Source organism: Kitasatospora sp. RG8 (assembly GCF_017813315.1).
GTDB lineage: Bacteria > Actinomycetota > Actinomycetes > Streptomycetales > Streptomycetaceae > Kitasatospora.
This window is the reverse complement of the sequence record NZ_JAGIYX010000036.1, coordinates 83812-90421: the sequence shown is the minus strand read 5'-3', so window position 1 is coordinate 90421 and position 6610 is coordinate 83812. Positions and strand designations below refer to the sequence as shown.

4 protein-coding genes and 1 pseudogene are annotated in these 6610 nt (G+C 75.0%); 4 read left to right on the top strand and 1 reads right to left on the bottom strand.

The genetic code is table 11. The annotated features are described in order from the left end of the window. A pseudogene (locus J5Y04_RS42465) lies at positions 1-903 on the bottom strand (hypothetical protein); the annotation flags it as partial. A gap of 309 nt (positions 904-1212) precedes the next feature. Between J5Y04_RS42465 and J5Y04_RS35605 the strand changes: the two are divergent. From J5Y04_RS35605 to lipB, 4 genes are all read left to right on the top strand, one after another. Then, a complete protein-coding gene (locus J5Y04_RS35605; RefSeq protein WP_209416667.1) occupies positions 1213-1974 on the top strand; it encodes a 3-hydroxybutyrate dehydrogenase in 762 nt (253 codons plus the stop codon). Between the two features lie 41 nt (positions 1975-2015). Next, positions 2016-3416: an MFS transporter gene (locus J5Y04_RS35600; protein ID WP_209416666.1), complete on the top strand. Its 1401-nt coding sequence runs from the start codon at positions 2016-2018 to the stop codon at positions 3414-3416. A gap of 128 nt (positions 3417-3544) precedes the next feature. Then, positions 3545-5467, top strand: a complete 1923-nt coding sequence (locus J5Y04_RS35595; RefSeq protein ID WP_209416665.1) for a GAF domain-containing protein — start codon at positions 3545-3547, stop codon at positions 5465-5467. 173 nt (positions 5468-5640) lie between these two features. Next, positions 5641-6438 (top strand): lipoyl(octanoyl) transferase LipB, encoded by a 798-nt coding sequence (lipB, locus tag J5Y04_RS35590; protein ID WP_209416664.1) that lies wholly within the window; start codon positions 5641-5643, stop codon positions 6436-6438. Positions 6439-6610: the final 172 nt, after the last annotated feature.

The window sequence follows — 6610 nt, the reverse complement described above, 5'->3', positions numbered from 1 at the left end:
CCACCTCACCGCCGCCTCCCACGGCCTCGACCTGCCCTGGCAGGCCTGGGCCGTGGCCGGAGCCGGCGGCCGGGGCGCACCGGAGGGCCCGGACACCGGTCCGCGCGCCGGGGGTGCGGCGGACGCGCCCGGCGCGGTGGCGGGCGGCGCGCCGGGCGCGTCCGGCCGGGGCAGGGTGGAGCCGTCCCGGGCGACGCGCTCGTCGGTCCGGCCGATCAGCCAGTCCCGGCTGGGGACGACCAGCCCGGCCGGGGTGAAGGCGATCCGGCGCAGCTCGGACTGCGGGCCGTTGTCCTTGCGCCACATGCTCGCCACGATGTCCACCGCCTCCTGCGGCGTCTCGGCGAACTCCAGGCCGGCGTAGACCGGCGCGCAGGCGTCCAGGCCGAGGTCCTGGGCGGTGAGGCGGCGGCCGAGCCGGCGGGTGAAGACCTCGGCGATCAGCGCCGGGGTGGCGCCGCGCGGCTGCTGGCCGCGGAGCCAGCGGGTGACGGAGGTCTTGTCGTACCGCAGGTCGAGGCCGTGCTCCAGGCCGAGCTGGTCGACCCGGCGGGCGAGGCCGGCGTGCGAGAAGCCGGCCTCCTCGATCAGCGCGGCCAGCTGGCCGTTCTGCGGGCCCGGGCCGGAGTGGCCGGCCGTCGACGGGGACGGTGCGGGTGCGGCGGGTGCGGCGGGTGCGGGCGGAGCCGGCGCCGCGGAGCCGTCCGGGACGGAGTCGTCCGGGGCGGCGGGGCCCTGGTGCCGTTCGGGCGTGACGGACGTGATCTGCACGGGCACTCGCAACTCGTCGGCGGTCGGGGCGTCGGGGGCGTCCGGAAGGGCCCGGCCGACCGGACCCCTGTGCTGGTCGAGCGGGTCGAGCGGTCCGTACGCCGGGCTGTCGGTTGCAGGCCGTTGGGGCATAGTCAGTCAACACCTCTCGGACGCCGCACCGGCTCCACCAGCACTTCGGCTGCCCGTGGCGGCGCCCCCTGTCGGGAATCGGCGCGAATGTAGCGAGCATTCGGGCGCTATGGGTGGTTCTGGCCGAGCAATCCTCCGAACGGGTGAACCATCGGCGCCCATTGTGGGGAAGCCCGGACAGGATGGGTTTGGCTCCGGGTGGCTGAACCGCCGATCGGCCGTCGTAGTGCTGACCACCACAGTTCACCGGCCTGCTGTAGGCCACCACCACATAGGAGCCGGGCCGCCGGATTCCTACCGTTCTCGGCCATGGACACCACTTCAGCCCGCCCGCTCGACGGCCGTACGGCCCTGGTCACCGGGGCCGCCTCGGGCATCGGCCGGGCCTGCGCGGAGGCCTTCGCCGAGGCCGGCGCCCGGGTCTACGTCGTCGACCTCGCGGCCGCCCCGGCCCGGGAGGTCGCCGAGCGGATCGGCGGCGTCGCCCACGTCGCCGACCTCTCGGACCCGGAGGCGGTCGAGGGCCTGCCGGACGACGCCGACATCGTGGTCAACAACGCCGGCCTCCAGCACGTCGCGCCCGTGCACGAGTTCCCGCTCGAACGCTTCACCCTGATCCAGCGGGTCATGGTCGAGGCCCCGTTCCGCATCCTGCGCCGCACCCTGCCGCACATGTACGAGCAGGACTGGGGGCGGGTGGTCAACATCTCCTCCGTCCACGGCCTGCGCGCCAGCGCGTTCAAGTCGGCCTACGTGACCGCCAAGCACGCGCTGGAGGGGCTGAGCAAGACGGTCGCCCTGGAGGGCGCGCCGTACGGCGTCACCAGCAACTGCATCAACCCCGGCTACGTCCGCACCCCGCTGGTCGAGCGGCAGATCGCCGGCCAGGCGCTGGCGCACGGCATCCGCGAGGACGAGGTGGTGGAGCAGATCATGCTCGACCGCACCGCCGTCAAGCGGCTGATCGAGCCCGACGAGGTGGCCCAGCTCGCCGTCTGGCTCTGCTCCCCGCACGCCTCCTACATCACCGGCGCCAGCCTCCCCGTCGACGGCGGCTGGACCGCGCGCTGACCCTCCCCCCTCCCGTCCCCCGTCCGAGAGGCTCGACCCCCATGGCCAGTTCTCCCACCGCCGCCAGACCGGGCTCACCACTGTGGAAGGTGGTCGGTGCCAGCCTGATCGGCACCACCATCGAGTGGTACGACTACTTCCTGTACGGCACGGCCGCCGCACTGGTCTTCGGCAAGGTGTTCTTCCCGGCGAGCGATCCGCTGACCGGAACGCTGCTCTCCTTCCTCACCTACGCGATCGGGTTCGCCGCCCGGCCGCTCGGCGCACTGGTCTTCGGGCACTTCGGCGACCGGGTCGGCCGCAAGAAACTGCTGGTCGTGAGCCTGCTGCTGATGGGCGGCTCGACCACGCTGATCGGGCTGCTGCCGACGTACCACCAGGTCGGCGTGGCGGCGCCGGTGCTGCTGACCCTGCTGCGGCTGGTGCAGGGCTTCGCGCTCGGCGGCGAGTGGGGCGGCGCGGTGCTGCTGGTCTCGGAGCACGGCGACCAGCGGCGGCGCGGGTTCTGGGCGTCCTGGCCGCAGGGCGGCGCGCCGGCCGGGAACCTGCTGGCGGCGGGCGTGCTGTCGCTGCTGACGACCGTGCAGTCCGATGCGACCTTCCTCGCATGGGGCTGGCGGGTGCCGTTCCTGCTCTCCGCGCTGCTGGTCGCGGTCGGGATGTGGATCCGGCTGGCGGTGGACGAGTCCCCGCTGTTCAAGGAGGCGCTGGCCCGGGCCGAGGCGCGCAAGGCCTCGCGGCGGCAGCCCGAGCAGCCGCCGCTGGTCGCGGTGATGCGCCACCACTGGCGGGAGGTACTGGTGGCGATGGGCGCGCGGATGGCGGAGAACATCTCGTACTACGTGATGACCACGTTCGTCCTGGCGTACGCCGTGACGCAGGTGCACCTGCCCAAGCAGACCGCGCTGAACGCGGTACTGATCGCCTCCGCGGTCCAGTTCGCCCTGATCCCGCTCTTCGGGGCGCTCTCCGACCGGGTCGGCCGCAAGCCGGTGTACCTGGCCGGAGCGGTGGGCGTCGGGATCTGGGCGTTCGTCTTCTTCGGGCTGGTGGACACGCGGTCGTTCGGCTCGCTGGTGCTGGCGGTGACCGTCGGACTGGTCTTCCACAGCGCCATGTACGCACCGCAGGCCGCCTTCTTCTCCGAGCTGTTCGCCACCCGGATGCGGTACTCGGGCGCGTCGATCGGCGCCCAGTTCGCCTCGGTGGCGGCCGGCGCGCCCGCCCCGCTGATCGCCACCGCGCTGCTGAAGGACTACGGCAGCTCCACCCCGATCGCGGTGTACGTGGCGATCGCGGCGGCGATCACCGTCCTCGCGGTGGTCTGCGGCCGGGAGACCCGGGGCAGCGACCTGGCGGAGACCGAGCCGGGGGCCGAACCGGGGGCCGAACCGGGATCCGCTCCCGGGGCCGCGGTGGCCGGGGAGCCCGCGACCGCCTGACGCCCCGTTCGACGGCCGGCGCTCCTGACCGCACGAGCGCCGGCCCGCCACGGGCACCGGGGCTGAACAGCTACGATCGCGCTTCCGTCCCTGGGGCCTGTGACCCACTGCCGATTGGCGGCCGTACCGTGAACGACCCCCTCCCCCACACCGGCTCGGCGCCCGCGCTGCGGCGGCTGCTCGACCTGCTCGCCTCCGGCGCCGCCACCGAGGACTTCGCCGACGTGCTGGCCGACGCCCGCCGCCGGGGAGCGCCGGGCGCCGTGCTGAGCGAGATCGACGACGCCACCTGGCAGGCGCTGCGGGTGCACCGGACGCTGCGTCAGCACCGCCGACGCGAGGCCGAGCTGACGGCCCTTTTCGACACCGCCGGGGACCTCGCCGCCTCCCGGGACCTCGACACCGTGCTCCAGGCGATCGTCCGCCGGGCCCGGATGCTCCTCGGCACCGACACCGCCTACCTGACCCTCCCGGACGAGGCCGCCGGCGACACCTACATGCGGGTGACCGACGGCTCGGTGTCCGTGCTCTTCCAGACCCTTCGGCTCAGCCTCGGCGACGGCCTCGGCGGCCTGGTCGCCCAGACCGCCCGCCCGTACGCCACCCCCGACTACCGGACCGACGAGCGCTTCCACCACACCGGCACGATCGACGCCGGGGTGCTCGACGAGGGGCTGGTGGCGATCATCGGGGTGCCGCTGCTGCTCGGCGGGCAGGTGATCGGCGTCCTGTTCGCCGCCGACCGCTCGCCGCGCGCCTTCTCCCCCGACGAGGTCGCGCTGCTCTGCACCCTGGCGGCGCACGCCGCGATCGCCCTGGACACCGCCAAGTCACTGGCCGACACCCGGGCCGCGCTCGCCGAACTGAACACCGCCAACGAGCTGGTCCGGGCCCACGCCGCCGCCGTCCAGCGCGCCGAGCAGGGCCACGACCGGCTCACCGACCTGGTGCTGCGCGGCGCCGAGGTGCCGGACGTGGCCGCCGCGGTGGCCGCCCTGCTGGGCGGCGAGATAGCCGTGCTGGACACCGGCGGTGAACCGCTGGCCGGCCGGGCCGCGCCCGCCGAGGGGCTGGCCGAGGCGGTGGCCGCGTCCCGCTCCGAGGGCCGGTCGGTGCGGCACGGCGACACCTGGGTCTGCGCGGTGCTGGCCGGCCAGGAGCCGCTGGGCACCCTGGTGCTGCGCGGCCGGCCCGGCCTGGACGACGCCGACCGGCGGCTGTTCGAGCGGGCCGGCGTGGTCACCGCGCTGCTCCTGCTGCTGCGCCGCTCGGTCGCCGAGACCGAGAACCGGGTCCGCGGCGAGCTGCTCGCCGACCTGCTCACCGCCCCCGACCGCGACCCGGCCGGGCTGACCGCGCGCGGGCGCCGGCTCGGCGTGGACCTCGGCCGCCCGCACCTGGTACTGGTCGCCGAGCCCGCCGGCGCCCCCGGCACCGCCGCCACCGACCGCAGCCGGCTGGCGGGCGCCGCCGGGCGGTACCTGTTCGGCTCGCGCGGCATCAGCGCGGAGCACGGCGAGGCCGTCGTCCTGCTGCTCCCGGACGACGGCTCGGCGGGCGCCCCCCAGGAAGCGGCCGAGCGGGCCGCCCAGCGGCTCGCCCGGCTGGCCGGGTTCCCGGTCACCGTGGGCGCGGGCCGGCCCGCCGGCGGCCCGGTGGCGCTCGCCGCCTCGTACGCCGAGGGCCTGCGCTGCGTCCGGGCGCTGCGGGTGCTCGGCCGGGCCGGGGACGGCGCCTCGGCCCGGGCACTCGGCTTCCTCGGGGTCCTGCTCGGGGACGGCCACGACGTGGACGGCTTCGTCGGCGCGACGCTCGGCCCGCTGCTGGACTACGACGCCCGGCGCGGCACCGAACTGGTCCGGACGCTGCGCGCCTACTTCGACTGCGGCGGCAGCCTGACCCGGGCCAAGGACGAGCTGCACGTCCACGTGAACACGGTGGTGCAGCGGCTGGACCGGGTCGAGGTGCTGCTCGGCCGCGACTGGAACCACCCCGAGCGCTCGCTGGAGCTCCAACTGGCGCTGCGCCTCCAACTGCTCGCGGGCGCCTGAGCGGACCGCCGGACCCGGGCCGCCCTCGGACACCTGAACGACCGGTCACGGCCGGGGCGTACAGTGGCGAGGTTGGTCTCGAACGCCTGGCAAGGAGCAGCAGCAGTGAGCGAGCGAACCATCGAGAGGTCCGCGCTGCGCGACGTGACCGCCGAGCACGGCGAGGTGGGCGCATGAGCGCGAACGTGCGGTTCGTGCGGATGGGCATGGGCGAGGGCGCCGTCCCCTACCAGGAGGCCTGGGCCGAGCAGCAGCGGCTGCACGCGCTGCGGGTCGCGGACGAGATCCCCGACACCGTGCTGCTGCTGGAGCACCCGCCCGTCTACACGATGGGCCGGCGCACCAACCCGGCCGACCTGCCGCTGGACGGCACCCCGGTGGTCGAGGTCAACCGGGGCGGCGAGATCACCTGGCACGGCCCCGGCCAGCTGGTCGGCTACCCGATCGTGAAGCTCCCCGAGCCGATGGACGTCGTCGCGTACGTGCGCCGGCTGGAGGAGTCGCTGATCCGGGCCTGCGGCGACTTCGGCGTGGAGACCACCCGGGTCGAGGGCCGCAGCGGGGTCTGGGTGCTGGGCGAGGCCATCCCGGACGCGGTGGTGGACCCGTCGCAGGTGGTCGACCTCGGCAAGCTGACCCTGCGGATGGGCCTGCCGCTCGGCATCGACCCGCGGCTCGCCGGGCCGGAGTACGCGCCGTCCAACGCGGGGCAGCGCGGCGACGACCGCAAGCTCGCCGCGATCGGCGTGCGCGTCTCGCGCGGGGTGACCATGCACGGCTTCGCGCTGAACTGCAATCCCGACATGACCTGGTTCGACCGGATCGTGCCGTGCGGCATCCGGGACGCGGGCGTCGCCTCGCTCTCCGGCGAGCTCGACCGGGAGTTCCCGGTCGGCGAGGCGCTGGACGCGGTCGAGAAGCACCTGGCGGACGTGTTCGCCGAACTGCCGGAACCGGCACTCGGCCGCTGACCGGGAGGGCCCGGGCCGTCCGCCCGGGCCCTGTCCGGGGCCGTCCGCCCGGGCGTTCCGGGCAATCCCCCGGAACGCCCGGGGAATCTACCCGCCGGTAGCGATGTTGCCCTGCGATTGCGGGCTGCAGGCCCGGCGAAAGCCGTACAAGCACAGGCGTACCCTGGGGGTA

Coding starts and splice junctions, on each gene's coding strand:
- J5Y04_RS35605 (WP_209416667.1), top strand. CDS start 1,213: ATGGACACCACTTCAGCCCGCCCGCTCGACGGCCGTACGGCCCTGGTC.
- lipB (WP_209416664.1), top strand. CDS start 5,641: ATGAGCGCGAACGTGCGGTTCGTGCGGATGGGCATGGGCGAGGGCGCC.
- J5Y04_RS35600 (WP_209416666.1), top strand. CDS start 2,016: ATGGCCAGTTCTCCCACCGCCGCCAGACCGGGCTCACCACTGTGGAAG.